This window comes from Pseudomonas sp. PS01300, assembly GCF_029960155.1.
In the GTDB taxonomy this organism is placed as follows: domain Bacteria; phylum Pseudomonadota; class Gammaproteobacteria; order Pseudomonadales; family Pseudomonadaceae; genus Aquipseudomonas; species Aquipseudomonas palmensis.
The window spans coordinates 1-23,725 of record NZ_JASCPN010000033.1 but is presented as its reverse complement, the minus strand read 5'-3'; the positions used below and the strand labels follow the sequence as shown (position 1 = coordinate 23,725).

27 protein-coding genes are annotated in these 23,725 nt (G+C 57.3%); 13 read left to right on the top strand and 14 right to left on the bottom strand.

Annotated features, from left to right (window positions below; genetic code table 11):
- Positions 1–24: 24 nt before the first annotated feature.
- The 12 genes from QMX96_RS16430 to QMX96_RS16375 form a co-directional block, all read right to left on the bottom strand.
- Positions 25–360 carry a TrbM/KikA/MpfK family conjugal transfer protein gene (locus tag QMX96_RS16430; protein ID WP_028691942.1) on the bottom strand — a complete coding sequence of 112 codons (336 nt, stop codon included), beginning with the start codon at positions 358–360 and terminating at the stop codon, positions 25–27.
- A 28-nt stretch (positions 361–388) separates the two neighbouring features.
- Complete coding sequence (locus QMX96_RS16425; RefSeq protein WP_042857704.1) at positions 389–1,306, bottom strand: lytic transglycosylase domain-containing protein; 918 nt, start codon at positions 1,304–1,306, stop codon at positions 389–391.
- A complete protein-coding gene (gene virB11 / locus QMX96_RS16420) occupies positions 1,290–2,324 on the bottom strand; it encodes a P-type DNA transfer ATPase VirB11 (protein WP_028691940.1) in 1,035 nt (344 codons plus the stop codon). The genes QMX96_RS16425 and virB11 overlap by 17 nt, the downstream gene beginning before the upstream one ends.
- A 9-nt stretch (positions 2,325–2,333) precedes the next feature.
- Complete coding sequence (locus tag QMX96_RS16415) at positions 2,334–3,596, bottom strand: TrbI/VirB10 family protein (protein ID WP_028691939.1); 1,263 nt, start codon at positions 3,594–3,596, stop codon at positions 2,334–2,336.
- A 2-nt stretch (positions 3,597–3,598) separates the two neighbouring features.
- On the bottom strand, positions 3,599–4,384 hold the full coding sequence (locus tag QMX96_RS16410) for a TrbG/VirB9 family P-type conjugative transfer protein (protein ID WP_028691938.1): 786 nt from the start codon (positions 4,382–4,384) through the stop codon (positions 3,599–3,601).
- A 27-nt stretch (positions 4,385–4,411) separates the two neighbouring features.
- Positions 4,412–5,086 carry a type IV secretion system protein gene (locus tag QMX96_RS16405; RefSeq protein ID WP_042857705.1) on the bottom strand — a complete coding sequence of 225 codons (675 nt, stop codon included), beginning with the start codon at positions 5,084–5,086 and terminating at the stop codon, positions 4,412–4,414.
- Positions 5,086–5,949, bottom strand: a complete 864-nt coding sequence (locus QMX96_RS16400) for a type IV secretion system protein (protein WP_028691936.1) — start codon at positions 5,947–5,949, stop codon at positions 5,086–5,088. Before QMX96_RS16400 ends, QMX96_RS16405 begins: the two co-directional genes overlap by 1 nt.
- Positions 5,937–6,329, bottom strand: coding sequence for a hypothetical protein (locus QMX96_RS16395; protein ID WP_028691935.1), 393 nt, complete (start codon positions 6,327–6,329; stop codon positions 5,937–5,939). The genes QMX96_RS16400 and QMX96_RS16395 overlap by 13 nt, the downstream gene beginning before the upstream one ends.
- Positions 6,322–6,534 carry a hypothetical protein gene (locus QMX96_RS16390; RefSeq protein WP_042857706.1) on the bottom strand — a complete coding sequence of 71 codons (213 nt, stop codon included), beginning with the start codon at positions 6,532–6,534 and terminating at the stop codon, positions 6,322–6,324. The genes QMX96_RS16395 and QMX96_RS16390 overlap by 8 nt, the downstream gene beginning before the upstream one ends.
- Before the next feature lie 28 nt (positions 6,535–6,562).
- Positions 6,563–7,252 carry a type IV secretion system protein gene (locus tag QMX96_RS16385; protein ID WP_079384125.1) on the bottom strand — a complete coding sequence of 230 codons (690 nt, stop codon included), beginning with the start codon at positions 7,250–7,252 and terminating at the stop codon, positions 6,563–6,565.
- A complete protein-coding gene (locus QMX96_RS16380; RefSeq protein ID WP_050516189.1) occupies positions 7,252–9,936 on the bottom strand; it encodes a type VI secretion protein in 2,685 nt (894 codons plus the stop codon). The genes QMX96_RS16385 and QMX96_RS16380 overlap by 1 nt, the downstream gene beginning before the upstream one ends.
- A gap of 291 nt (positions 9,937–10,227) precedes the next feature.
- On the bottom strand, positions 10,228–10,689 hold the full coding sequence (locus QMX96_RS16375; RefSeq protein WP_047710201.1) for a TrbC/VirB2 family protein: 462 nt from the start codon (positions 10,687–10,689) through the stop codon (positions 10,228–10,230).
- A gap of 1,003 nt (positions 10,690–11,692) precedes the next feature.
- Between QMX96_RS16375 and QMX96_RS16370 the strand changes: the two genes are divergently transcribed.
- From QMX96_RS16370 to QMX96_RS16320, 11 genes are all read left to right on the top strand, one after another.
- The gene (locus tag QMX96_RS16370) at positions 11,693–12,460 is read left to right on the top strand and encodes a ParA family protein (protein WP_028691931.1); all 768 of its coding nucleotides are present in this window, start codon (positions 11,693–11,695) and stop codon (positions 12,458–12,460) included.
- Between the two features lie 10 nt (positions 12,461–12,470).
- Complete coding sequence (locus tag QMX96_RS16365; protein WP_047710203.1) at positions 12,471–13,415, top strand: ParB/RepB/Spo0J family partition protein; 945 nt, start codon at positions 12,471–12,473, stop codon at positions 13,413–13,415.
- Complete coding sequence (locus QMX96_RS16360) at positions 13,412–13,762, top strand: TrfB-related DNA-binding protein (RefSeq protein ID WP_028691929.1); 351 nt, start codon at positions 13,412–13,414, stop codon at positions 13,760–13,762. Before QMX96_RS16365 ends, QMX96_RS16360 begins: the two co-directional genes overlap by 4 nt.
- A complete protein-coding gene (locus QMX96_RS16355) occupies positions 13,759–14,166 on the top strand; it encodes a hypothetical protein (RefSeq protein WP_042857711.1) in 408 nt (135 codons plus the stop codon). The genes QMX96_RS16360 and QMX96_RS16355 overlap by 4 nt, the downstream gene beginning before the upstream one ends.
- A gap of 257 nt (positions 14,167–14,423) precedes the next feature.
- The gene (locus tag QMX96_RS16350; protein ID WP_047710204.1) at positions 14,424–15,059 is read left to right on the top strand and encodes a recombinase family protein; all 636 of its coding nucleotides are present in this window, start codon (positions 14,424–14,426) and stop codon (positions 15,057–15,059) included.
- Between the two features lie 455 nt (positions 15,060–15,514).
- A complete protein-coding gene (locus tag QMX96_RS16345; protein ID WP_050516190.1) occupies positions 15,515–16,069 on the top strand; it encodes a helix-turn-helix domain-containing protein in 555 nt (184 codons plus the stop codon).
- 24 nt (positions 16,070–16,093) lie between these two features.
- The gene (locus QMX96_RS16340; protein ID WP_047710205.1) at positions 16,094–16,756 is read left to right on the top strand and encodes a hypothetical protein; all 663 of its coding nucleotides are present in this window, start codon (positions 16,094–16,096) and stop codon (positions 16,754–16,756) included.
- Positions 16,757–16,773: 17 nt separating this feature from the next.
- The gene (locus QMX96_RS16335; RefSeq protein WP_223625427.1) at positions 16,774–17,064 is read left to right on the top strand and encodes a hypothetical protein; all 291 of its coding nucleotides are present in this window, start codon (positions 16,774–16,776) and stop codon (positions 17,062–17,064) included.
- Entirely contained in the window at positions 17,057–17,602 is a 546-nt protein-coding gene (locus QMX96_RS16330; RefSeq protein WP_042857714.1) for a hypothetical protein, read from the top strand. The genes QMX96_RS16335 and QMX96_RS16330 overlap by 8 nt, the downstream gene beginning before the upstream one ends.
- A 140-nt stretch (positions 17,603–17,742) precedes the next feature.
- Complete coding sequence (locus QMX96_RS16325; protein ID WP_047710225.1) at positions 17,743–19,014, top strand: DUF1173 family protein; 1,272 nt, start codon at positions 17,743–17,745, stop codon at positions 19,012–19,014.
- A gap of 1 nt (position 19,015) precedes the next feature.
- Entirely contained in the window at positions 19,016–19,756 is a 741-nt protein-coding gene (locus QMX96_RS16320) for a hypothetical protein (protein ID WP_223625432.1), read from the top strand.
- A gap of 20 nt (positions 19,757–19,776) precedes the next feature.
- Here the strand turns inward: QMX96_RS16320 and QMX96_RS16315 are convergent, their stop codons facing one another.
- Entirely contained in the window at positions 19,777–21,063 is a 1,287-nt protein-coding gene (locus QMX96_RS16315) for a Y-family DNA polymerase (RefSeq protein ID WP_047710206.1), read from the bottom strand.
- Entirely contained in the window at positions 21,053–21,484 is a 432-nt protein-coding gene (gene umuD / locus QMX96_RS16310; protein WP_042857716.1) for a translesion error-prone DNA polymerase V autoproteolytic subunit, read from the bottom strand. The genes QMX96_RS16315 and umuD overlap by 11 nt, the downstream gene beginning before the upstream one ends.
- Positions 21,485–21,622: 138 nt before the next feature.
- Between umuD and ligD the strand changes: the two genes are divergently transcribed.
- Together ligD and QMX96_RS16300 are read left to right on the top strand one after the other, a co-directional pair.
- Positions 21,623–22,576, top strand: a complete 954-nt coding sequence (ligD, locus tag QMX96_RS16305; protein WP_050516192.1) for a non-homologous end-joining DNA ligase — start codon at positions 21,623–21,625, stop codon at positions 22,574–22,576.
- A gap of 28 nt (positions 22,577–22,604) precedes the next feature.
- Positions 22,605–22,880 (top strand): hypothetical protein, encoded by a 276-nt coding sequence (locus QMX96_RS16300; RefSeq protein WP_141562827.1) that lies wholly within the window; start codon positions 22,605–22,607, stop codon positions 22,878–22,880.
- Positions 22,881–23,725: the final 845 nt, after the last annotated feature.

The following is a 23,725-nucleotide window of genomic DNA, read 5'->3' as shown; positions in this document are numbered from 1 at the left end:
GAAAGGGACCTTACTGCAGTGAACTTAGAAGCCACGTTGTACGGTCCCCCATTTGTCATTGGCCGCTTTAGCACGGTCCTGGTCCTCAGCACATTGGGCAACAAAGTCACCCCGAGCCTCGGCAGTTCTGGACGGGCTGAATTTTCCTTTTTTCGTTCGAATGATGCTGAAGTACTTGGTGACGTACTTGTCACAATCACCGTCGCGGATCATGCCCAGCAGACACAGGGTGGCCCCACAAGCTTCTGAATCGCTTTTAGAGCCGTAGTCGTAATTAGTTGGTGGCTGCGGCAATTCATTCGCCTGCACGGTACCGGCAAATGCCAGCGCAGCGAGGAAAGTCATGATTGGGGTGCGCATACGAACTCCTTTTCTCGCGTGCGAGAAATCAATTGATGATCTGGACAAATGACGGGGTGGCTTGCTGCTGTTCGGCAACAGGCTGCGCCTCGGCTTGTTCAAAGTGTTGTGGCGCAGGTTGATCGAAGCGCTTGAATTCCCGCTTCGGAATATCAGCCTCGGCATCGGTGTTGAGGTGGACTTGGATCTGCGGCTTGCTGGCCGTCTCAGTCTTCGCGGCAGCAACGGCTTGACCATTGTCGTCAGTGAAGGTCAGCCATGGACCTTCCTGCTGTTCAGAGGCCCTACGAGCGCGCTGCGGCGCTTTTCGGGCAGGGGCGCTAGCTGCAACCACGGAAATCGGCTCAGCGCCTTCTGCACCCTCTACAGCCGGCACAATCGGATCCTCAGCAGTGGGGTTCAGGGCGCGGTGAACCACTTTCTCGACGTAAGACATTTCGCCAGGTCGATCCGGGCGGAAGCCACGCAGCTCGTTGCCGCTGTAGTACATCGAAAAGGCCTTCAACAGCGCCTCTTGCTTGTCGCTACTGGTCGTAAGCGCCTGCTTGTAATACTCCACCAGCAAGTTGCTGATGGCCTGCAAGTTGCGGCATGGCTCGAACACATCCTGATAGCTCAGCCCGCGTGCACGCATGTTGGTGACTAGCAACTGGCCAAGGCCCATGGCATAACGCTTGCCGTCCCGTTCCAACTGCTCGGCAGTGGCGATGGCTTCGCTCAAGGACTGCGGTTGCCGCTGCAGGTGAGTGCCAACCACGCCGATTGCGTAAGGGTTGAAGGTAGACTCGTTGCCGATCAACGCCTTGAGCGTGGACGGGTGAACGGTCGGCGCGCACTTGGCGGCAAGTTCGGAAAACCGGGTCGGCTGTGCATCTTCGGCATGAACCATGGCAGACGCGCAGACACTGGCCAGCAGCGCCAGGGTGAACTTAGGCAGCTTTCGCATAGTGAACCTCCGTGATGATGCGTCGGCCATCGAAGCCGTATTCCCACTGGATAACGACATCGATCAGATGCCGGGAGAACTCGATCAGCTGGTTTTTGCTCATGTCAGCACCGCCACGCGATGCCATTGATGCCAGGCGGTCGAACATGAGATCCGGCGAGTCGGCGTGGATAGAACTCATCGTGCCGCTGTGACCGGTGTTCATCAGTTCAAGGAAGGGGAACGCCTCGCCGCCACGCAGCTCGCCCATAATTGCCCGGTCTGGGGTCAGGCGAAGAATCGATTCCAGGTGATCGAATGGCGTAACACGGGCCTTGCCCTGGCCACCTCGCGAATAGATCAGGTTCACCACGTTCCCGCCCGCTGGGCGCAGTTCGCGGGTGTCCTCAATGGTGATTACTCGCTCGCCATTGTTGCCGTCCACATGCTGCAGCAACTCGTTGAGGAAAGTGGTTTTGCCGGCATTGGTACCGGCAGAAACCATGATGTTCTTGCGCGCCTTGACGATGCCCTTGAAGAACTCTTTCCAGCGCTTGGCCCGATACAGTTCAACCAGGTGATCATCGCTGTACTGGCCATGATCACGTGGCTGGTTGATGAAGTCGAAAGCACCGGAAGCCTCGTATTGATCGAGAGTGATTTGCTTCCGCCCTGGTTTACGGATACAGACGATACCGCCGATGTGCTGCTCAACAGCCGGGGCCAGGACGATCTGGACGCGGTAGTCGCCCCGCTCGTTGTCCGGCACGTTGTCGTCCAGATTGATTGGGATACGCCCCGACAGGATTGGCGTGTAGGCGCTCACTTCCTGGTCAGTGTGGGCGGCAATCAGGCTGGCCAGCGATTTGATCAGGGGAAGCGTTACACCTTGAACCGGAACCGGACGCATGAACCGGCTACTGCGGTAGCCGGCCCATACGTTGTCTGGACCGTTGATAGCGATCTCTGTCACTTCCGGGTCATCCAACATGCCAGCAAGCGGACCCAGTTTTGTGCGAAAGGATGCAATCTCAGACATATCCGGTCCTCAGTTGATGAAGGTAACGCCGCCGCTTTCGGCGCGTTCGGCCTGCTTGGCGAATGCCTTGGTAAAGTCCAGGTCGCGCTGCAGATAAATCACGACACGCGAGCCATGCGGGACAGTCACGGTCGGCTGAATGTTGGCGTAGCGGCCCAAAATGGTCTGTGCCGAATCGGCGGCGGCTTCCTGTACTTCGCTGCGGTAGCGGGACGAGGAATTCTCCTGATCGCTCGACGAAACACCGCTGTTCGAGGCACCGGCGCCGATGATCGATACCGCAGCCGCGACACCGAAAATCTGCGCCCAGTGGTTGTCGACCACGCCACCCTGGCCAGCGGTACCCAACTGGTCGGTACCGGCACTGTTGAGCGGGATTTCCATCGGAGGGCGCCCGTCCAGGCGCGGGATTCGCACAAAGTTCCAGATGGTAAACAAGCGCTCTTGGCCCGGCTTCAAGCTGGCGTTGTAGCTCCCACACACCAAGGAACCCCACGGGAGCATTACCCGGCGCCCTTCGGCGGCGTATACATCCTGTGCAATCGACGCGCAGATTTGACCAGGCAGTTGGCTTTGAGCGCGGGGCTGCAGGGTTGCCTCGATGACAGCCCCCTGCAGCACTTTGTATCCCAGGTTCTCCATCACACGGGCTTCGGTGAACGGCACGCTATCGCTGTAGGTAGACGCGGCGAAAGCATCGTTTGCATTCATCGGGCCTTGTGAAGAACGACCACCGCCACCCAGTAGAGAGCCACCGTTGGCCTGCTGGCCATCGGCGCCCTGCCCTGCCCCTTGGTCAAAACCTTCGTCCTTGGCCGTCGCGAAAATGGCCGAGCGCTGCCGTGCCGCGAGCATTTTCTCCCGCTCCAGTTGGGCCTGCATTTCCAGCTGCTGCCGGCGTCGTTCTTCATCGCTCACGGCGCCTTGCTGCTGCCGGTCAACGACCGAACGTGGCGTATCTGCCGGCGCGCCCGGCTCATTGCTCACCGGCGCGACCTTCGCAGCCTCCCGACGAGGTGGCGGATCCATCACTTTGCGCGGGCTGGCCGCGACCAGTTCTTCTTTTTTCAGCGTGTCTTTATTCTCGGTTTCGTCATCGCCATGGGTAACCATGTACGCGAAGCCACAGGCGACCACTGCGGCTACCGCAATGGCAATACCACTGCGCTTGCTGTTGCCTGCCTTGCCCTTGAGCATCGAGTTGGACTCGTTCCACTCGCGGATCTCTTCGTCACGGGTCTTTTCTTGAGGTTGAGTAGGTTCGGTGGCCATCTTTATGCCCCCCCGCCGTCACGGGCACCACGGGTTACGGTGCGCTTGTAGGGATTGGCCAGGTTTTCAACGCAGACGTAGGCATTACCACTGCGCAAGACGAACATGCTGGCCAGGCGCTTGACGACCATGTACTCACCTTCACGGCGAGCATCGACCATCGCCTCGGTACCATCCGGCAGTACGCGGTAGAACTGCGGCAGATCGGCGCCTTTCTTGATCAGGAACTTGGTGAACTGACCGTCGTCCATCACACCCTGCACGCCGATGGCTTCCTTGTCCCCCGAGTAGCCGTAATTGATGTTCGGCGATGCCGGAGTGCCCGAGCTGGTGACCGGGGTACTGCCAGCAGGGGTTTCCCCCTCGGGGTTGTACGAGGTGATGCGAGCGTTCGGGTAAACGAATCGCACCAGGTACGACTGGCCCGACTTGACCTTGGTGCTGTTCAGCTGGAAGTAGTAGGTACGCTTGGAGGTGATCACCGTCATGTTGGTGTCGGCGTTGTCTTCTACCGGCTTGAGAAACACACGGTTGCGAAATGGCATGCTCTGCCAGGCGATGGTGTCGCCCAGGGCCACGACCTTCACCATTTCATCAGCTTCAAACTCGATGGAAGTCTGGTAGCCATAAGTGCCCACCAACTCATAAACCTGGTTGGGATCGTACGGCACTTGTTTTACGCGATTATCACTGGAAAGCGGCTTCGGCAACTTCGCGGCATGGGTGCTAAATGCGCAAAGAGACAAACTCAAAGCAATAGCAGTCGGCAAAACAAACTGTTTTTTCATGATTAGTTTCCTTGTCAGTTCAGCGAATTACCGGCGGCTCAGTTCTTCGCTCTTGCGATACACAGTGGCCAGCGTGCCAAAAGGGTTCTCCCAACGATCCCCAAGGGCACGGGGTACCAAAGTATGCGCAATCTTGATGGTTGCAAGGTAACGACGTTCTACCGGTTCCTTGTCTCCCCATTTATGCGTAATCGACTTGAACGCAACTTGATATTCATCACCAACTTTGTTCATCAAGTACGGCTGCCCTTCGATCCAATCGTTTTCACCCAGCAGAACATAGGGGTTTTGTGGGTTCTCTGGATTGGTGACTTCCTCATATTCCCTGGCGACTTGCTGCGTCTGGTAGGTATGACAGGTATCCGACAGCTGCTGCTTGCGTTTGGGGTCAAAGGTTTCACAGGCGCGGATCATGTCGAACAGGGTTTTCTCGATAATCGCCTGCTCCTGATCGACGTTATCTTGATCGATAACACGCTGTTTCAGAACCTCGCCGTCAGCTCCCAGTACCGTAACCACTGGAATATAGGTCTTGGAATTCGCCAGGCTTGCCACGGCGAAGCCAAGCCCCAGGATCGCGATAGCCTGCACCCCTTGGAAGAACAGCGAGCGATTGCGCTCTTGTCGGGTCTTGTTGCCTTCGACTTCACGCTTACGACGGGCTTTTTCAGCCTTATCAAATTGCTTGTCTTGTTTGTCCATTATTTACGAACCCCTAAAGTACGCAGTGCCATCAGCACCAGCGATGAACCACCAACAGCCGCGCCCGATGACAATGCTGCTGCCCAACCGCGCACCTGCAGCATGCAAATGATCATGACACCCTCAACAATCACCAACTGGCCCCATTGCTGCGCAGTGATCAGGGCGGCATCTGTAACAGTTGCCGTTGCGGCCACTTCTTTGATTGCATCCCCGAACACGGAATAACCAAAACGGACAACAGCAATCGACAGGATGTAGATCAATGAGAAGTTCAGCATCTTGCTAAACCAGTTCATTGCCCACTGGCGCACCGCATCAAAGAAGATAAAGCCAATCATGATCGGTAGTATCGCCATGACGATTGCTGCACCAAACTTGGCAATCAGCATGTTCAGCACAGCCGCGATAAACAGGATGCAGTTCAGCACAAACAGGCCGGTCCCCATCAAGATCATCGCTGCCTGCCGCCAGCTGACATTCATCAGCGTACTGGCGACCTTGCCAATATCGACGTAAAGCGCATCGAGCATGGAGTTCGTGCTTACGCCGCCGCTCATGATCTTTGACGCGATACTTTCGGTCCAAGCGCCCCAGGCCTGATAAAGAACCGTCCCGCCTGCGGACCAGTTCAGGCAGGTAAACACCAGGGCGGTCAACATGGCCCGCTTGACGATATCCCAGCCTTTGACTGAAACATGGCCGTTGTACATCTGCAGACCCAAAGCGACCCAGTAGCCCACCGCCAGAGTCCATACCAGCGGCTCTACCATGCTGGCCAGGTTGGGGAAGACCTCACTGACAAAGGAAGTGGTTACTTCGTCAGTGGCCCCAACCAGGCCTTGTAACGTCAGCTGCGCCATGGATTCCCGGCCCCGTATACGGTCTTGAAGTGGGAGATCACTTCGGGCGACCGGAAGTCCTCAGCACTCAAGGCAGCTCCGGTTTGGGCCTTGATCTCCTGCGCGGTTTTGTCGATGCAGCCTTTCACCAGACCGCCGTTGTACGACGGGTTTTGCATGTAGATCTCGGCAAAGCAGGTGCCAGGGAACCAGCCTGCTACATCGTCTTTGGTTGCTTTCAGCAAAGGATTGCCGGTTTGCACCTCGACTACCGGCGCCGCTTCGTCCTCCGGCGTAGAGCTGAAATTGATGTTGGTGACATTGACGTAGATGATCGACGCCGCCGCAAAGCCGACCACGCCCACGCAGATGATGTTGGTCAGGGTGAAGAACTTACGCATTGCGGGACTCCTTGTGCTGGATGACAAATGGGGTGAATTCACAGGCGCATGGCGACTTGTCGATGGTGCCGCTGTTGGTTACGCAACCCGAGGCGGCGGACACCAGCACCAGAACCAGCAGAAACTTGCCAAGCTTCCAGGTCAACCAGAGCGGTGCCCATGCCGGGAAGGTGATTACCTTGAGGATCAGCCAGAGCGCTTTCATAGGGTTTCTCCTTTCTCGCACGCGAGAATCAGTTTTCGTCCTTCCAGCGGAAGAACTGTTCGTTCTGTGCCGTAGCCTGGTTTTCCTGGTTGGCCAGGTTCGCTTGCAGGTTCATGTTCAGGGCCTGCAGCTTCGATTGGGCCGAGGTCAACATGCCGTTTTCAGTGGCGATGCGGTTCTGCAGGTCGGCAGCATCCTTGGCGTTGGTCGTCAGGTCCACTTGCTGGGACAGGGTGGCCAAGTTGTTCAGATGGACCTGCACTTCGCTGTAAAGCGCATCACCTGCGGACAGCGCAGCCACAACCGAGTTAGAACTGAGCTGGTAGTCCTTGGCACGATTGCTTTCCGGTGCGGTGAACAGCTCCTGCGGCAAAGTGTTGATCAACTGCTCGTAGTAGCTCTGCTTGCTTCCGTAAGCGCCGCTGTTCTGCCGAGACACCACCTCTTGCCAAGAGCCAGGTACGACCGAGGCCGAGTTAATCGACTCGTTCAGGCCAATCGCGCCGCGACCGTATGCACCCTGCAGGTTGTTCAGGATGTTGCCCTGCGTCTCGTACTGGTCTTTCAGCGTCTGGTACTGCTGTTGCAGCACAGCCAGGTTCTGCGCCAGAGCCGCCCAGGTGCCAGCGTCACCAGTAGGCACACCGGTTGCGGAGGCCTGGCCGGATATAGCCACGGAAACGGCGATTGCCAAGCCGAGTTTCTTGATAGTTGTCATCATCGAACCGCCTTCAAGTTGTGGGTGTTTTTGGCCTTGGCTTCCTGCATGAACACAGGTACCCAGACCGATGGATCGTCGGTGCCAAGGCGCTCGATGATCTGATCCATCAGGGCGACACCAACGTCATTCGAGGACAGGACCGGGATAAAGTCGGACAGGTCCTCATCAGGGTTATCCGACGAGAGATCGAAACAAGCCCGCACCGATTCCCGACCACGACGGATCAAGAATTTGTGTTCCTTCGGGTTGAGCTTGCGTAGCCATTCCCGCTCGGCCACCGTCAGGTTTTCATGGTCTTCATCTTTCACCTGGTCGCTGGCCAGGTAGATCTTGGTGACGGTCTGCTTATCGATGGAGTCCGTTTCGCTGCGGAAATACTTGGCATCCGGCGTCACGAAGATAATCAGCCCGTTCTTACGGCGGATCTGCATGATGAAGTTGTCGATTTTCTTGCGCCAAAACTCGTTCTTGACCAGGTTCTGGCCTTCTTCCAGTACCAGGATGAACGGGCGGCCATTCATGGCCTGCTCGATCCGATGCAGCGGGTAGCTCATCACGACAGGCAGCTCGGGACGGGCTTCACCCCCCTTGAGCAGCTCCATCATTTCAAAGCAGTAGTGCCGCGCTTGCGAGAAGTCGATGGAGTCCTCGGCATTGTCGAACACACCCGCATTAGCGCCGGTAACACCTTTGGCGCCATGCCAGATGGCCATAATGTCGGCCAGTTCGCCCTGGCCGTAGGTCCAGACCACATTACGCAGACGGCGATCAGCAAGCGGCAGACCGTAGTTCTCCTCCACTGCTGCCTTGAACCGGGTAATGTCTTCGGCACTGGTCGGCGTCGAGGCGTAGCACTCGCGCATCTGCACTTGCCAATCGACCAGGTACGCACGGTTCTCCGGCGTATCGGGCAGCTTGAGCGGGTTCCAGCGCATGTTGCTGTGCGGGGAAAGCGTGGTGTGAACGCCGCCCATAGCCTTCATGAACACCTTTGCCCCAAAGCGGTTGTCGAACCAGAACACCAGCGGCTCAGCCTTGTCTGCCTCGGAGATCAGCAGGGTCAGCAGCGTGGTTTTACCCATGCCGGTATCAGCCGCCATGCCTAAATGGCCCGCTACCATGCCTTCCATTTCACGGTGGAAATTGAAGTTGTATTGCGTGTAGCTCTCCGTCTCAAAGGCGGTGATCGCAGGCCCCCACAGGTTGCCATCGCGACGGCCCCGGGCGTAGTTGTGCAAGGATGCAAACCCGGCGAAGTTGCTGGACTTGATCTTGCCGCGTCGACCGATCAGCGCTTCTTTCTGGCCCGGTAGTTGCGACCAGAAGAAGGTTTCCAGAGCGAACCATTCACGCACTGGCTTGACCAGCATTTCAACAAAGCAACCTTCCACCAGCCCAACCGCATGATCCAGGCGCTTGCGGTTGATCTCCCGGTTTGCCTCGGTATTCATTGGCAGCGATGGCACATGCACGAAAATGGTCAGGTGATGCGCACCATTGACCGCATTGCCACGGCGGAGGTCGCTGATACCTTGTTTCAGTTCCTTCTGGTCGTCCTCAGAAATGTTGTGCTTGTCGTCCACGGTCATGCGACGGGTTTCATCCAGCATCCCCTGCTCAGCCTCAATCCGGTTCTGGAAGGTGAACGACTGGGTGATGATGAACTCCACCGGCTGCTGCAGGAACTTGTCGAGCATGCGCGACGGTGTACGGCGCGGCCACTCGCCCATGCTTAGCATCGCGCCGATTTTCGACTCGGTGCTGCCACGGATCTCGCACATGTTGGCCAGGACCCGGAAATTCAGCCGGGCGTATGGCAGCGACTCTCTGATCAGCAGGTCCGACACGGGCACCTTGCGGTTGTCGAGGTTGATCAGGTAGTTGAAGAAACTGCTCAGCTCGCAGAATTCCTCACCCAGGAAGTCATGCACGGCTTCCGCTTCGTAGACTTCGTGATCACCAACCGTTGCCTTGAAGTCATGCCACTGCAGCTGGAAACGCTGCACGGCGTTGAACGCGGTTTCACGATCAATACGGCCCATACGCGGCTCAGGATGACGCTGCACCCGTAGCCGGCGAGTACCGTAGTCAGCCAGGCTACGCAGCACCAGGTTGGAGGCCTTGTAGAGCGAGTCGGCCATCGCATCCAGCGATTCCGCTTCATTCTTGGTGGCCTCGGTACCGGTCATCAGCGCGATAGCCCGATCCATCAGACCAGGCATACCCGCACGAAAACGCCTTCTTACCAACGAAATGTAGATATCGTTGATGTAGAAACCACGGCTCTCGTAGCGCTGGCGAAGACGCTTGTTGAACTGCTGGGAGAACCAGGTACCGCCTACGCCATCAGGAAAGTCGGTCACCTTGCGGCGCACGAACGTGACGTAGACAGTCAGGTCACTGCTTGCGATGGTGCGGAACACAGTGTTGCGCTGCTGCTCGAAGCGCTTGATCTGCTCGGCAGAAAGCGAGTCGAACAAGAGGCCGTCCACTTTGATGACTTGGACCAGCGCTTCCTCGCTGGTGATAACGGTTTCGTCATCGTAGTGGACGTCATACGGCACCATTGCGCTCACCAGCATTTCATCATCATCCAGTGCCGCAGCTTCTGGATGCTGAACACCAAGCGAAAGATCCATATTTCGCGTCAGCTTTTTGAATGCCTTATCAACGAGGCGCATAACTGCGATACCCCCAAAGTTTGCGTAACCGCGATGCCTTCAAGTTACTTGCTGCCTGTAAAACTCCGAATAGATATACGTCTTTACTGCATATCCAATACGAAATGACAAACAAGACTGGGATAAGACCCAACGGGTACAGTGATCGAATCAACAGTGCTAACAGCACAGGTGCTATCAGACTTATAAGAATGCTCGACAATGTGAATGGTCCGACCATTGAAGGCCGGGCCATTGCCAATACGAGCACTTCACCTTCTTCAAGGTCGTCGTACTCGGCCATCGCTTACCTCACTTCAGTGCGGTTTGCGCACCGGTTTTGATGGTATCGACCAGGTTTGGCGAGAAGAACACCAGGAACACGCCGGCAACAGCCCAGCCGAACTGGCCCCACGACATACGGCCCGACTTGGCCTGGAAACCGCAGAACGCAATGGCTGCGATGCCCAGGTAGTAGCCGATATCAAAGATGAGGAAGGACACTACGTCCTTGGCCAGGTTTTTCAGGCCGCTGAAATCCATTGCCGCGTTGGCGATTTCAGGGAGGATTGCGAAGGAGAACAGCGACCCCAACACTGCGATCTTGGTGGCCTTGGCCATCCAGTCATCGCGCATCAATGCCTTGTGCGATGGAGTCTTTTGCGAGAGAACTTGTTTCAGAGTTGCAGTGGCTTTGTCCTTGAGCCAGGTCCGCCAGGTTTGTTTGTCGTTGATACCTACGTTGCGTTGAGTTTTGCGAGCAGAGAGTTGCATACCATTGCCTCTTTGATCATGACGGGGAACCCCCGTACGTTACGGTTATTGCCTTATTAGGATTGTTAGGGCAGGTATCCTTTATGAAGTCGATAGCAGTATCGGCATTCTTAAATAACCGTGTTTTCCCTAACGAGGTTACTACGTTGAAGCGTTGTCCCGTTGAAGGGCTCTCAATGATTAATTCCCATTTCCGACCGTCGCTTTCCTGCCTTTCATTAAGGATTACTCGGTAATCCGGCTGGGCGACGGCGAAAACCGCCAGATCTTTCTTCTCTAGGCTCTGCATCTCTTCCCCTGGGCAGCTCTTGGCCAAATACAGGGGCGATACTGGAGTCCTCTTCGATTTTGTTCTAGATCCCACCTCGCATTTCTTCCCTCTTTCGAGTTTTGATCCATGAAATCCGTGTTTCGTGGTTTAAGATATGCCTTTCATTTCACGAAATCAAGGTTTCACTGTGAGAAATATCGGATCCATCACATTCGGCGACGAACGGCCAAGCCCCTGGCTAACGCCTGGTAAGGGTGTGATTTGAATAGGTCTTTGATTTGAAAAGGAAATATCCATATTTCTGGCATCTGCAATGCACGGACGCCGGCTTCGTGCCGGGTAACAAGGTGTTTCGGGGATGAGACACCTCGCGCAGCAGACAACGAGAAATACGTTTTGCTCAGATTGCCCGACGAACGGTCTAGGACGGGCTTTGGAGGGTGGTCAGGTGGCAGCTGGGAGCCGCCCCGAACTGCCACCCTGGCCAACAGGATCTGTACGCAAGGAAACCATCCCGTACGACACATGTTGACGTGCGCGCAGTGTAGCAACTCCCTTCCCTACCTTTCTCGCATGCGAGAAAGCCACAGCGCTGATCCGTGACCCTTATCAATTTCCCGCATGCGAGAAAATCTAGTAAACCCTTTTTAGGGGTTGACTATGGGGTTTACTGATGCAAGCATGATCCCACGTTCAATCCACTGCTCCACCGGAGATCATAGGAAGGTCACCATGAAACGCACTGCCGTTGCGAACCAAAAGGGTGGCGTTGGCAAAACCACCCTTGAAGCCCACCTGGCCTGCTATGCAGCAGAACAAGGTAAACGTGTGCTTGTACTCGACCTGGACGAAAGCGACCTGTCGCAGTTCTTCCCCCCTATCGAGGATGGCGACGATACGCCCTACCTCATGGCCAGTCAGCTTTTCACTGACGAGCACGCCGGCTTCGTCCCGCGCCAGGTTGCGCCCAACATCTGGCTGATCGAGGCCGACGTAGCGCTGCTGGATGTGGATGATATGGAGCTGGACGTTGTAACCAATCTCGCCAAGGCTCTGGACCGCTTCAATGACGAGTTCGACCTTTGCTTGATCGATACTCCGCCGAACCTGCAGCGCCGCATGATTGCCGCCCTAGCGGCTTCTGACTCAGTTGTCACTCCGTTCAACATCAGCGCATTCACGCTGGCTCGCATGCCGAAGCTGATGGCCACAATTGAAACTGTGCAGGATCAATACAACCCGGGCCTGCGTTTCCTAGGTTTCTTGCCGAACCTCATCAATAGCCGCTCAAGCGAAGAACTGGAGATCTTGCCGAGCCTTCGCGAGGAACACGGCGAGGCCATGTTCAACGAACAAATCACCCACCGCCCCTGCATCAACAAATCTCTGGCAGCCGGCAACCCTGTGTGGCGTAAAGCTCGCAGCGGGAGTCAGCGGGATGCGGGTAAAGAAATGAAACGGGCCTGCGCAGCGGTGCTTAGCAAGGTCTTTGCGGAGTGAGGATTGAATCATGACGGAGAAGAAAAACTCCTTTGGTCGTGCAGTTGCGGCGACGGCCAAAAAGCTTTCCGACTTTCAAAAGCGCCCGGCCAACGAAGGTGCGCTGATTGAAAAGGTCAACCCTGGCGAAATCGAGTGTGTGAAGCAGATCCGTAGCCAAGACAACCCAGGATTCTCTGAGGAATCGCTGCGGGAACTGGCGGACGACATTCTGGTAAACGGCCAGATCGAACCCTGCGTAATACGACTGCACCCAAACCCTGAGTCAGGCTTCAAGTACCTGATGGTTGCCGGTGAACGCCGTTATAGGGCGTGCATCATTGCGGGTGTGCTGGTCGAAGTGACGGTGAAAGACCTCACCGATGCTCAAGCGAAGCGCATTCAGCGGTCCGAAAACGTTCACAGCGAAAACCTCACTCAGCTGGAACTGGCACTTGCCCTGCAGGAAGACAAGGACAGGCTCGGCACCCTGGAGAAGGTCGCTGCTGAATGGTCCAAAGGGATAAACTGGGTGGCTGAACGCCTTTCCTATCTGGTGAACGTCACCAAGGAAGGCGCAGGCCGCGAGGCGGTCGCCCGTGGCATCACTGCGGATATCTCGACGGTCAACGATATCAGCCGCCTCGATAAACTGGACCCGCAAGCTGCTGCGGATCTACTGGAGCGCGCAGAGGGCAATGAAGACCTGAACCTCCGCCAGGAGGTCCGCACCACATTGCGCAACACCAAAGCCCTCCGCGTACATAACGGCGGATCCAAGAAAGGATCCGATAAAGGCGCACCGGCGAACTCGACCCAGCAAACCCTGCTCGATGACCAGTTGGGCAAACTGCGCGAGGCAAACGCTGTGCTGTCAGCACAGGTGGAAACCCTCACCTCGGAAAACACCTACCTCAAGGCCGAGTTGGAGAAAGCCCGTGCGCAGCTGGCCGAGCGATGGAAAGACTCTGAATGACCGCCCGGCATCCTGACCAGGACCTGCGGATCCCCCGAGAGGAATTCGAGCGGATCCGCACCAAGTCGAAAATGCACTCACGCAGCCTCGACGTAGCCTTCGAGATCCTGGTCGAAGGCAAGGGCCTTGTCGCGGTCGCCAATGCGCACGGACTTACCAAGCAGCGCGCCTTGGCCATCCGCGACAAGATCTATTCCAGTTACCTGACACAGACCCCGGAGGGCTGGCGGTGCGCGCAGATCTGCGCACCTGCCGAAATGATTGATCGCTTCGTGCTGGAGGCCGACGCCGAACGGCTTCGGTACTGGCAGACACATTCCATGACCACCAAGGACGTTGAACCATGACCACCCCAACCGATAAGGATCTCGCCCAGCTGCTGCAGCCATTGCAGGAAAGCTTGGCGGGTATCAACCGTTCACTGCGTACGTTGGCCGATACCCGGCTGCTCGAAATCTTCGGCCCTGAGCTGTCAGACCGAAAGAAATGGACTGAGCAGTTGAAGCACGCGCACCAGGAGGATGACCAGGCGCTGTTTGATCTGCGTCAGGCCGGAGAACAGGGCCGATACCCAGGCGGATATGACCAATGGGTCAAAGACTTCGGCGAGGAAGAAGCCAAGAAGCTGGCAGCACCCGTGGTAAGCGCTTTGGAACGTCGAAAAGTTACCTCGGCAGAACTGGCCGAGTTGGAAGCCGCTCAACCTCTCTTGGCGCGGTTGTATCGCGAATTCAGCAAACTGCAAGGCTGATCCAGGTCCCTGGAGTGACGAATGGACCGGTCCCTAAAGTGACGAATTGACTGACATTGCGCCCACGGGCTAGGCGGCTGGCCAGGCGCCCAACCCTCGCATTCGTCACTTCGGGGACCGGGAAACTATATCGTCACAAATGGGTATACCCCATATGATACAGGGATGCCCTGCCCTGCCCCTTCGGCTCGGAAACAAAAAATACACCCATTCTGATACACTGATTTGAGTACACCCATACTGATACGGTATTCCCAATGTTCATCCGCGCTTACCTACGAGCTTCGACCGATGATCAGGACGCTAGCCGCGCCCGTGATCAGCTGGAAGCATTCGTCGCCGGCTTCGGCCTCGCCATTGCGGCCAGTTACATGGAGAACGCCAGCGGCTCCCATGCCAACCGGCCAGAACTCATCCGCTTGCTGAAAGACGCCAAGCGAGGCGATGTGTTGCTGGTGGAGAGCATTGATCGACTATCGCGCATGGGTGATCAGGATTGGCGGGAACTCAGGGCCGCGATTGACCAGCGCGGTCTGCGTATCGTCGCTATCGACCTCCCTACCAGTCACCAGGGCATGACCCTGCCCACCAACGATGAATTCACAGACAGGATGCTGTCGGCTATCAACTACATGATGATCGACATGATGGCGGCAATTGCCCGCAAGGATTATCAGCAGCGGCGGGAGCGGCAGAGTCAGGGCATCGTCAAAGCGAAAGCAGCTGGTGTGTACAAGGGCAGACCAGTGAACGAGGACCTGCGCAAGCGGGTGCGTGAGCTACTGGGCGCGAACCTCGGGATTCGCGCTACTGCCAGGCACGCGAACTGTTCAACCACCACCGTGATGCGTATTCGTGATGAGCTGTCAGTCGAGCCGGGCGGGAATGGGTGACTAGCGCAGGCGCAGCCGGAGTCTGTCAGCCATTCACGACTGGCCGCCGCCGGCAGGCGACTTTGAGGCCCTAACAGCCAAAGCAAATGCAGCTGGGGTTAGGAGATCATAAGAACGACGACTTGCCGGGCCTTGTAATTCGCGGCCTGCAGGGCAGCACCTCGCTCATACTATGCACGAACCTCCGATCATGATCTGTGAGCGACCATCGCTCACTATCTATGACCTACCCCTAGCTCATCATCCGTGAGCTAGGTTAGCTCACAGTATGAGCTACCCCCCTCGATGAGCTACCCCTAGCTCATGTGTGAGAGATATCTCACAAGATTTGGAAGATAACGTGCAAGGATGAGCTACCCATCGCTCACCAGATGAGCTAGGGTATGCGTGACTCATGAACGATATCTAACAAATCTGGAAGATATCGATCACGTAACGACACCGTAGGAGGCTTAATGGCCAGTGACAATAACGAGATCCGCGCCTATGCGCAGCCGGCCCAGCGCGGTACTTGGGTACAGACTGAACGCGCTGGCCATGAAGCGTGGGCTGCGTTGACAGCACAAGCGCCCCGCGCTGCTCAACTGATGCACATCCTCGTGCAACACATGGACAAGCAAGGTGCGCTGATCATCAGTCAGGCCACTCTGGCCAAGCTGATGGAAACGTCTGTCGCTACCACCAAACGAGCCATTGCCATTCTGACCAAGCATAACTGGATACAGACCATCAGCGTCGGTGGCCAACGTGGCGGGACGCTCGCTTATGTAGTGAACAGCCGAATTGCATGGGCGGATAAAAGGGACAACCTGCAGTTCGCCCTGTTTAACGCTCGGGTACTGGTATCGACCGAGGACCAGGCCGATTTGGGCGATGCCAAGCTCAAGCAGCTGCCGACAATGGAAGACGGCGACATTCAGCTACCTGCAGGGCCAGGTATGGATCCACCCGCGCAGGAATCACTGGAAGGAATGTTGCCGGATATGCCTTCTATCCCCCACGGCAACTGACGCCAGAAACGCCAAGGAGGGACTATGTGGAAAATCACATTCAGCAAAGAGGACCTAGGAATCGGTCAATTCGGCGGCAGCGTACGGATGAACGATCCTGCGTTGTGGCCGGTATTGCCGGACACTAAGGTTCCTCTGACCCCGCTCTGTACGATCACCGAGGCCTTATTGCCAGTTAGTTTCCTGCCGCCTGGCATGGCCATGACGGTGTTCATTGCGCCGAACCGTAAGGCCAACGGTTTCAACCTGTCGACCATGCGGCGATACACGGTGCATCAGCAATCAGAGCTGCAAGCTGCACGGGATAGCGGGTATGCGAGGGTGATTCTCCACACCCTCACCGATCATGAGCTGTCGCCACCCGACTCGGCCTTCATTCTCGACCGTGCATTCATCCGCAAGGAGGAATTCACCGAGGCAGAGGAAGATGCCGAGCTGGAGGACGATGATTTCGGTCTGGAAATCAGCAAGGTGTCAGGCCGACCTGCTTTTCTGCAGGACCCGATTTATGAACCCAGCTCCCGCTACATGTGGCTGCTACAGCTAAACGCCTCAGAGCTGGAGGACATAGGGCCTCGGTACGAAGGCATCTTTGAGGATGGCATTGGCCACCTCATTCTTGATCAGCAGGCCCGTAAGGCACCGCAAGGCGCCGATGCGGGTTATTTCTTCATTCAATTCACCTAACACGCAAGGAAAGCCCGATGCCGAAGCCAACCACCATGAGCTTTGAACAGCAAGAGCTGCACGCCAAGGCCCAGTGCCACGACTGGAACACCACCTACAAGCATGGTGCCCTGGTCAGCTACGCCGAAATTTACGGGCAGGGTGAAACACATCGCGCCGAAACAAGGGGCAATGCGTGGGTGATGTGTGGCCAGGCCGTCATCTTCGTGGATGGTTTGTCAGGCGCTGTGTCGCTTGACCACTGCACCGTTGTCGCCGCTCTCGATGCGGCGCAGAAGTCAGCAACCGAGGAAACCGAAAATGTCTGATGAACGCTATGCGCGCCTGCAGCAGGCTCTTATCGAATCGGCCAAGCAACACCTGGTGGAATTGACCGGGGCTTTGGCATTGCCCAGTGGGGCAGACCGCAATGAAGGGATTTCTTCGGCCTGGTGGCAACTGACCGGACTGACCCAGCTGGTTCACTTTGACAGTGGCTTGGATGAGGCGACCAAGCAGGAGCTGGTGGCCATCGACCAGCTGGCCATCCAGGCCACAACCAAACCTGCAAACAAGGCATTGATGGCCAGCGAAGCAGACGCCGATATTGCGGCCGCATTGGCTGATCCAACCACTTCTTACTGGCTCAAACACAGCCTGCAGCAAGCGCTGCCGCGTGATCCAGTGGATGCGGTCAATGATGCGGAATGGCTTTTTGAGTTGCTGAATAAACGCTGCGTGGAGCAGCTGCAGCACGAAGCGCCACCGTCGATGGAAATGGAATTTCGCAGTGCTAACGGCACTACCACTCAGATCGATATTTCCCAGGTTGCGCCAGTCATCGAGCTGGGCGGCTTCAAAGCCTGAATGGCCGAGCGGCCATAAAAGACGAAACCCGCAGCACGGCAATGCTTGCGGGTTTCTAGGTTTTTGCGAAGGAGCAAAAATCCACGCGCTTATTGTACATCGAGCGCTGGAGATTTCACAGCGACACGGAGGAAGCAGCGATGGCCGATCAACGTTACCCGGTAAGCATCGGACAAGGCGAGAATGCCAAGCAGTATTCCGAGGCCTACCAGACCCAGCCAGGCTATGCGGTGCAGTGGAAAGGCATACTGCAGAAAGCACACGGCCAGGCCCTGGTGCGTTGCTTGTGCCCAGGCAAAGGCACTCGACGCTTGGCCGTACGGCACAGATCCGAACAGGATTCGTTTCACCTGTCCCGCTATCCGCACACCGGCGCCGAGCATGCGCTTGATTGCCTGTACTACTCGCCTGATCCCGACAAATCGGGATTAGGTGCCTACAGCAAGGGCGTGGTCGAAGAAACCAAGGATGGCGACCTCAAGATCAAGCTCACCCTTTCGCTTCGCAAGAAGGATCCGGCAGAAAACCAGCCGATGGAGGGTACTTCCCCTGCCCCATCGAGCAGCAAGCCTTCCAAACCGGCGATGACCTTGTGTGGCTTGCTCCACTTGCTCTGGAGCGAAGCAGGCCTCAACCAGTGGGTACCAGGTATGGCGGGCAAGCGCGGACTCGGCCTGATTCACAGCCGTCTGCAGCACGCTGCAGACCGCATGCTCGCTTCGCGCATGCGCATTGGTGACGCTCTGCTCATTGCTACGAGTTCGGCTGGCCTGCAGGCCGACGCCAACAGTCAAAAGGTGGCCAGCGCGATCAGAAACAAACGCCGCCTAATCGTCGTCGCCCCCTTGGCGGCGCACTCCGAAGAACGCGAACACGCAATGAGCGGCTATCTCGCCATCGCTGGCTTCCACGGAGTACCGCGGCTGCTCATGGACGAAGAACTATGGCAGAGGACCGCCAGGAGCTACGCCGCCGCGCTGCGTGGATGGCGCGAAGGACGCCGAGTGATTGCCATTGTCCAGACAGATCAACCCACAGTGCCCAGCAAAGCCCAAGCGCTCAATGTGGCCCTGATGGTTGTCAGTGACGAGTGGATACCCGTTGAGTCGGGTTATGAGGCGGTGATCGAGGCGTTGCTCCGCGATCAGGGGCGCAGATTCATCAAGCCGATGCGTTTTGATGCGGATCAGGAACAGGTGTTTCCCGATTTCTGGCTGATGGACGTAGGCGCCGGCAGGGAGCTACCGATGGAAGTTTACGGGCGTCAGGATCCGAAGTACCTGGCCCGCAAGGAAGTGAAGTGCGCCTACTACACGCGGCACTACGGGCCAACCGGATGGTGGTCGTGGGACGCCAGTGCGGACCCGCGAGGCTTGAGCATTCCCGCATTCCCCCCGGCTCGGCACCCCTAAGATGACCACCATTGACTGGGCGCTGTACGACTGCAAGTTGGGCCAGATCAAGGACGTTGAACTGGCCCGGTTGATCGGCTCGACCCCGCACCGCGTGCGCCGTCGCCGTGAGCAACTGGGGATTCCTCCATGGTCTGTCGGCAAAAAAATCGAACCCTTCAAAGATCTCTTAGGCTTTGTCGCAGACAGCTCGATAGCTGCCCGCTGCGGCGTGGACGCCAAAAGCGTCAAGGCCTACCGCGAGTCGTTGGGCATCTTGCCCTTTTTCCGGCCCGCGCCACGCAAGCAGGTGCTGCCCATCGGGCACGATCTGAGGCCCTATAAGCCGCTGTTTGGCTACGTCAGTGACCAGGAGATCGCCCAGCTCGCCGGCGTTGATTTGGACCTGGTGCAGGACGTACGTGAGGGGCTTGGCTTTGAACCCATCCCGCCGTTGCTAGGCAGTGCAACACCAGATCCAGTACCAGACTTTCACGGCCCGTTGCTGGGTTACGAATCATTGTTTGCGACCATGACGCCGACAGAGATCAGCCGGAAAACCGGCGTACCGTACCCTGTGATAATGCAGCGCTGCGCCTTCTTGGGCATTCAGCCCTACAAGCGTGTTTCGGTAGCGTCCCGCTACGATCACTTGCTGGGCAAGGTGCCTGATGCGCTGGTGGCGAAGCTGGCAGGCGTTTCGCGAGCCAGCATCGGCGCCCGGCGCAAGCGATTGTCGGCCCAGGCTAAAGCCGAGCTTTAGCTAATTCTCGCACGCGAGAATTACCGACACTGCACCGTCCACAACTGATCCCAGCTGGTCATGTAACTAGGGCTAAGCAGGGCACGACGCATGCCCCAGTCAGGCGTCAGTGGGACCGCTGCAGTACGCAAGCAGTCATGCCCCCATCGGCGGTTGATCTTGTCCATCGTTGCCATGAGCGCATCCGAGCGCTCCGGCTGGCTTGGGCTGAAAAGATCCTGCGTGTACTCTCCCCGCTTGCGCAGGTCCATCAGCAGCACCTCGGCCTTGCTATACGCAAAGCCAGGCCGGTAGATCTCTGCTGCCGCCTGCAGTGCAGATTTCGTCAGCTGCCGCACATCATCGGTTGGGAAAGCCGGAATGCACGTCGCTGCGTTCGCGTACTTGGGTCCGTCGCCATGAAACGAAGTCTGGATGCCAATGCGTAGAGCGCCGCATAGCGAACGCTGCATGCGCAGCTTTTCAGCGGCACGGTGAATGTAGGTCGCCAGTGCTTCCTGAAGCTCTCTGAGCGTGTGAACCCGCTTTCCAAACATCTTGCTGGAACAGATCGATTGCTTGGCCGGCGCGGTCTGTTCCAGGTCCATGCACGACTCGCCTGCCAGCTCACGAATGGTCCGCTCCAGTACGACACTGTATTTGCGACCCATGGCCCGCGCATCCGCTTGCGATAGTTCCCAAGCGGTGCTGATCCCGTCGCTGGCCAGGTTGTCGCGCATACGGCGCCCGATACCCCAAACCTCATCAACCGGCATTCGCCGGAGCAGCCATTCGACCGCCTCTGGTTTGCGCAGATCCACTACCCCGCCAGTCTTCTCACGCCACACTTTTGAGGCGTGCTGCGCGGCCTTGGCCAAAGTTTTCGTATGCCCAATGCCCACACCCACTGGCAGCGCCGTCCATTGCAGGACGCGGGCTTGAATGGCCCGGCCTACATCAATGATCGGCTCGGGAAGGCCATCTAGCCTGCAGAACAGTTCGTCAATGGAATAACGCTCCCAATCGGGTACCAGGGAGGCGATGGCTACGCCAACGCGGTAACTCAATTCGCCATAGAGCGTGTAATTGGAGCTGAACACCGCGACACCATTCTGTTCGAGGAAACCGCGTACCTTGAAATAGGGATCGCCCATCTTCAAGCCGAGGGCTTTAGCCTCGTTCGTACGGGCCACGATGCAGCCGTCCGAATTGCTTAAAACGACGACCGGGCGCTGCCGCAGCTCCGGTCTAAAAATGCGCTCGCAGCTGCAGTAAAACGAGTTGACGTCTACCAGGGCGAAGATAGGTCGGGAGCTGTCAGCAGACATGCTTGGTCAGGTCCCAGGTAACAACCCCGAACACATCAATCGAGCCGTACTGATCGGGGGTGATGGTTTTATAGTCCGGGTGGGCCGATTCCAACAGCCAACGATCATCGGGGGCCTTGGCCAGCCGTTTCACAAGCGGTTGGTTATCCACGTAGGCCAGAACGATCTGGCCGGTTCTAGCAGTGATCGATCGGTCTACGATCAGCACCCCGCCGTCGTAGATTCCCGCGTCACGCATGCTTTCGCCCTGGACACGCACAATCCAAACATGCGGCGCCCGAATATTCAGCAACTCATCCAAGGAAATCGGCGGCTCATAGTAATCAGCTGCAGGGCTGGGAAAGCCGCCTGCAGCTGTTCCGGCGAGTACCGAAATGAGCTGGCTTGAGTCTCGAAGGGGCTGAATAGATACAACGTTCATGGGGCACCGAATTGATACTGTTTGCATATACAGTAATGCAGGCCGTACGGCGCGGCTAGAGCCGCCTGGACAAAAGGCGGATCTTTCCGTCTGCAGGAGAATCCACACCATATCGAGTGCCATTGAGGCGCAGGTGTCATGGCTACCAAGAAAAGTGCGGTCCCTGCTCGCATCCAGCCGCAGCTGGTGGCCTTGGTGACACGGCCACCAGCCGGCGACTGGGCTTACGAAATCAAGTTCGATGGCTACCGCATGTTTGCCCGCATCGATGCCGGCGTGGCTCTGTTCACTAAAAACGGTTACGACTGGACGAAGCGGATGCCGCGTCTTGCCCAGGACCTGCAGTCACTTCCCATCCGTGGCGCTTGGTTAGATGGTGAAGTGGTCGTGCAAGACGACGACGACCGACCAGCGTTCCAGTCCCTGCAGGAAGCCTTTGCCATCGGCGACACCGACCGCTTGATCTACTTCGCCTTCGACCTCTTGTTCATCGACGGCGTGGACCTCAGACCCCGGCCTGTCGAGCAGCGCCGCAACCTGCTACGGGTATTGCTGGAACAGGTCGACCTTGACCAGGTGCGGTTCTCAGAAACCCTCGAAGCGGATCCGGCGCATTTGCTGGCCAGCGCTTGCGCGCTCGGTATCGAGGGCATAGTAGGCAAGCGGTTGGGCAGTACCTACGCCGGAGAGCGGGATGGCTCATGGATCAAGCTCAAATGCGTGCAGCGGCAAGAGTTCGTGATCTTGGGCTACACCCGGAGCTCTGCCGGCATCGGCTCGCTGCTGATCGGTCTGCATGATGACGCTGGCCAGCTGCAGTACGCTGGTCGTGTCAGGTCGGGATTCACCGGACGCGAGCTGGACAGGCTCAAAAATCGGCTCGGCCCATTGGTACGGAGAACGTCGGCTTTACGTACGCCGCCCAAGCTGCAGGGCGGCGTCGTGGTATGGGTAGAGCCTCAGCTTGTGTGCGAGGTGAAGTTTGCCGAGTTGACCCCAGCCGGCAAAGTTCGCCACGCCGTGTACATCGCTCTGAGGGACGATAAGCCGGCATCGGCCATCAGTCTGGAGAGCGACACCGACCCTGTGTAACCAGGCGAAGATGCGCCGGGAGGCGATTGTGTATGAGGTTCATATCGACGCCGAGGCCTGTGTTATCCAGTGTGAAATCACGGATGTGATCGAGGCCGATCCTAACCCAGGCTTATGGTCCAGCGACTGGGACGCACAGGGATATCGCGAGCTGGAATTCAGGGTGCTTTCTGGTGTGGCGTACGACGCAGATGGTCACCCCAGCGATCTAGGCCGCAACGGCTGCGCCGAGGTGGCCGACCGTTACGCGGAGTTCATCGAGGACGATTTATGGCACCAGCTGGACAACGAGCGAGGCGAATAGCGGGCAAAAGAAAACCCGCGTTGGCCGAGGCCTCAGCGGGCTTTCTCCGTCAGTCAGGTATTAGCCGTTCCAACTATCGCGAATCGCCTCTACCAGGAGCTTTGCGAGCACCTGAATAGAGAGATTCTTTAGGAAATTTTTCATCTCCAAAGACCTCGATTGGGGCCTCTGTCCCTATCAATGCTTTTCCGGAACACATGGCACTGACAAGAGCATTGTCAGATGATCTTTGCGAGACGCGGGCGGGGCTGGTGTTAACCGGGGATCAAATCCGCGCGGGTTCCTACGCCCGCGTCCCTGGCAGTGAATCTTTAGACGGGAAGCACCCCACCCGGCTCGCACGTCACAACTGACTGCTGGCGATCTTACCGGCTCCGCTGTCGCTGTGCCATCACAAAACGGGTTGGCGAGCATTTCTATGGGCAAAAAAAAACCGCCGTAGGAGGGCGGTTTTTTCGGCATCGCGGTTAGGAGCCGCTTTGCCAGGTCTCGCAAAGATCATCTGACTGGGTTCATGGTTGCAAAAGTTGACACGTATGGCAACTCTTTTTTGAGTAATTCCCCAGTAAACGCTAGGGGAAACGAGGCAGCGCGCTATGGGCGTGCCCCCATTCGGGGGGCGGCTGTCGTGAACCAAGCCCCGGCCAAAAGCACGCCGGGTCTTGGCCCTTCGGGCTTCCATCCTCACGCCTCCGGCCTACGGCCTGCGCGCTCCGCTTGCCGGTCGTTCCAGGGCAACCACTGCGGCTAGCTCAGCAACCATCGGTAGGAAGCGGACGCCCCAATGGCCTATCCGCCACCAGGCCTTGCCTGCAAGGGGCTTTCGCGGCATATCCTCGCTCGCT